The organism is Nitratireductor aquibiodomus NL21 = JCM 21793 (assembly GCF_000615975.1).
Lineage (GTDB): Bacteria > Pseudomonadota > Alphaproteobacteria > Rhizobiales > Rhizobiaceae > Nitratireductor > Nitratireductor aquibiodomus.
Map to the genome: position 1 here is coordinate 1 of NZ_BAMP01000161.1, position 3338 is coordinate 3338.

Annotated in this window: 6 protein-coding genes; 2 read left to right on the forward strand and 4 right to left on the reverse strand. The window is 63.3% G+C overall.

Annotated features, from left to right (window positions below; translation table 11 throughout):
• The 3 genes from JCM21793_RS27895 to JCM21793_RS27900 form a co-directional block, all read right to left on the reverse strand.
• Positions 1-564 (reverse strand): TVP38/TMEM64 family protein (locus tag JCM21793_RS27895; protein ID WP_036541613.1); only part of this gene is annotated, 564 nt, incomplete at its 3' end.
• A complete protein-coding gene (locus JCM21793_RS31110) occupies positions 561-683 on the reverse strand; it encodes a hypothetical protein (RefSeq protein ID WP_280113552.1) in 123 nt (40 codons plus the stop codon). The genes JCM21793_RS27895 and JCM21793_RS31110, both read right to left, overlap by 4 nt.
• Positions 680-1402 carry a sterol desaturase family protein gene (locus JCM21793_RS27900; RefSeq protein WP_244439982.1) on the reverse strand — a complete coding sequence of 241 codons (723 nt, stop codon included), beginning with the start codon at positions 1400-1402 and terminating at the stop codon, positions 680-682. The genes JCM21793_RS31110 and JCM21793_RS27900 overlap by 4 nt, the downstream gene beginning before the upstream one ends.
• Positions 1403-1488: 86 nt before the next feature.
• Between JCM21793_RS27900 and JCM21793_RS22725 the strand changes: the two genes are divergently transcribed.
• Entirely contained in the window at positions 1489-2151 is a 663-nt protein-coding gene (locus tag JCM21793_RS22725) for an ArsR/SmtB family transcription factor (protein WP_025031827.1), read from the forward strand.
• Between the two features lie 80 nt (positions 2152-2231).
• Here JCM21793_RS22725 and JCM21793_RS22730 read toward each other — a convergent pair whose 3' ends face one another.
• Complete coding sequence (locus JCM21793_RS22730; RefSeq protein ID WP_025031828.1) at positions 2232-2633, reverse strand: MerR family transcriptional regulator; 402 nt, start codon at positions 2631-2633, stop codon at positions 2232-2234.
• 66 nt (positions 2634-2699) lie between these two features.
• Between JCM21793_RS22730 and JCM21793_RS22735 the strand changes: the two genes are divergently transcribed.
• The coding region (locus JCM21793_RS22735; protein WP_025031829.1) for a cation transporter at positions 2700-3338 on the forward strand (639 nt) is incomplete at its 3' end.

A 3338-nucleotide genomic window follows, 5' to 3' on the forward strand; every position in this document is an offset into this window, starting at 1 on the left:
CGCGTTGCCGGCAAGCGCTTCGCGCCCGGCATGGCCGAGCCAGGTATAGGCGATCGCGCCCGGCGCCATGCAGATGAACGAGGTGACGACGTAGGTCGCGAAACTGATCCGGGTGAGGCCGAGCGCATAGTTGGTCAGATTGAAGGGAAAGAGCGGCACGAGGCGCACGAAGGCGACAAAGCGCCAGCCCTCCGCCTCCACGCCGTCGATGAGCCGCTTTAGCCTGCCCCCGGTTCGCGCCGCCACCCAGTCGCCGGCGAGGTACCGGGCGATGAGGAAGGCAAGGCTTGCCCCGATCGTCGCGCCGACAAGATTGAGGAGCGAGCCCCACACAGGACCGAACAGGGCGCCGCCCGCCAGTGCGAACAGGGCGCCCGGCAGGAAGGCGACCGTTCCGACGGCATAGAGTGCGAGATAGGCAAGGGGGGCCAAGAGCCCGAATCCGGCAACCCATGCATCGAGGGCTTCGATATCCAGCCGGTCGCGATTGACGGCGGCCCAGACGATCGCGGCGACAATGCCCAGAAGGAGAAGGATGCGTGGCGCAAAGCGTAGCGCGTTCACGGCTTCTCCTCCTCGCGGTTGATCGGATATCCGCTTGCGGGGCCACGCAGTGGTTGGACCAGCATCCGATCGAGCCACAGATCGCGGCGGGTGCGGAACTGCTCGATGCCGATGGTCATCGCCTCGTGCCCCTCGCGAGGCTGCGGCCTGTAGGTGCCGAGCAGCCGATCCCACCAGGCAGGTTGAAGCCGAAATTGGAGTTGGTCTCGCTGGGATGGATCGAATGATGTACCCGGTGCATATCCGGCGTCACCACGATCATTCGCAGCACGCGGTCGATGGCTCGCGGAATGGCAATATTGGAATGGTTGAACATCGCCGTGGCGTTGAGCAGCACCTCGAAGACCAGTACCGCTACCGCCGGCGGCCCCAGCGCGGCAACGACCGCCAGCTTGATGCCCATCGACAGCAGGATTTCGACCGGGTGGAAGCGCAGGCCCGTCGTCACGTCGAATTCGAGATCGGCATGGTGCATGCGATGCAACCGCCACAGTGCGGGCACCGCGTGGAACATCACGTGCTGAAGATAGATGGCGAGGTCGAGCGCCAGCACCGAGACAACGAAGGCGATCCAGGCCGGCGCGTCGAGGATATTGAACAGGCCCCAGCCGCGTTGCTCGGCGACAACGGCAAGGCCGACCGCCACGATGGGGAAGGTGAGGCGCACCAGAAGCGTGTCGATGACGACAACGCCGAGATTGCTGCTCCAGCGCAGGAGACGCGGTATCTCTCGACGACGCCTCGGCGCGGCCATCTCCCAGATCGCCATCGCCAGCAGGATGCCGAGGAAGAAGCCCATCCGGATCAGCGGTTCGTTTGAAAGAATAAGGTCGCTCATGGGATCTCGCGTAGGCCTTGCCAAACCGACACAAGCCGATTACATTCAATTAATCACTTGAATGATATAATGTAAGGCCTGCGAGAATGTCAACTGGCCCCAAACAGGCGCTTTACTCCGAGTTCGCATCCGTCGCCCGCGCGCTCGGGTCACAGCATCGGCTGGAAATCCTCGAACATCTGGCGCAGGGGGAACGCGGCGTGGACGCGTTGGCGGAGCGGATCGGTCTGTCGATCGCCAATGCTTCACAACATTTGCAGCAGTTAAGACGCGTGGGCCTGGTCGTTTCGCGACGGGATGGGAAATTCGTGCTCTACCGACTTGCCAACGACAATGTGCTCAACCTGATTGCGGCGCTTTCCAATGTCGGGGAGCGCAATCTCGCCGCGGTCGACCGTATTCGCCGGGACTATTTCGACGATCGCGACAACATGGAGCCTGTTTCGCGCGAGGAGTTGTTGCAACGAACGCGGAACGATCTCGTGACGGTCCTCGATGTCCGTCCGCCGGACGAATTCGCGGTCGGACACCTGCCGGGCGCTATCAACATTCCGTTGAGCGAACTGGAGGCGAGGCTCGCCGATCTCGATCCGAGTCACGAGATCGTCGCCTATTGCCGTGGGCCTTGGTGCGTATTGTCCTTCGAGGCGGTCGCGGCACTGCGCGCCCTCGGCTTCAATGTGCGTCGCCTTGAGGACGGTCTTCCTGAGTGGCGGGCGGCGGGCCTGCCGGTCGAGCACGCCGACTGAGATGCGGTGAACGGGAAAAGCTTGCGTGTCCGAGTGTTCCCGCGGGTAATCGAAGGACGTCGCCTATCGCATCTTCATCATCACGGCGACAGGGCCTCGATGATCCGGCACTCGGCGATGGTGCCGCAGCCGCACTGGTCGATGATGCTCCCGAGTTCGCGGCGCAAAGCCTGCAGGTCGGCGATCTTGCGTTCCACCTCCGCCAGATGCTCGCAGGCAATGGCGTCCACCGCCTCGCACGGGCGATCGCGCTGATCGGACAGGCTGAGAAGGTCGCGCACCTGCTCGATCGCGAAGCCGAGATCGCGCGCCCGCCGGATAAAGCTGAGGCGGCCGAGATGTGATGCCGAATAGCTGCGATAATTCCCGGCCGTGCGCTCAGGCTCCGGCAACAGACCGATCCGCTCATAGTAACGGATGGTCACCACCTTCGTTTCCGTGGCCTTCGCGAGATCGCCGATCGTGAAGTTTTCGTGCGCCATGGTCTTGACCCTATAGTTGCTACAGAGTGCATATAAGCTGTCACATCGAACAAGTCGAGGTGACACATGGCGACCGAGGCCAATACAGCGCTCAAACTCCGCGTCGAAGGCATGGATTGCGGAGCCTGCGCGATCAAGATCGAGAACGGGCTGAAGCGCCTGCCGGGCGTCACCGAAATCAACGTCAACTATGGGCTGGAGACACTGTCCCTCGTCCTCGATGAGGACCGCACCTCCCGCGGCTCCGTAGAGGATCGCATCCGTTCGCTCGGCTACGCACCGCGTGCGATGACGGGTGAGGGGGCCGATGCGGGAAAGACATCCGCCGGGGAACGTGGCGTTTCCGCCCGGGCCTGGTGGCAGACACGCAAGGGTCAACTCGTCATCGGCACCGGCGTTCTTCTGGGTCTCGCTTTCATCATCGCGACGGTTGCACCCGCGATCGCCGAATGGGCCTATCTGGTGGCGGCGCTGCTCGGAGTGCTACCGATCCTCCGGCGTGCCGTCGCCGGTGCACGGCACGGTACTCCGTTCAGCATTGAAACCCTGATGTCGGTCGCGGCAATCGGCGCGGTTGCGATCGGCGAGAGCGCGGAAGCGGCGATCGTCGTCTTTCTGTTCGCGGTCGGAGAAATTCTCGAGAACGTTGCCGCGGGCCGGGCGCGCGCCGGCATCGAGGCGTTGATGAACCTCGTTCCGCGCGTG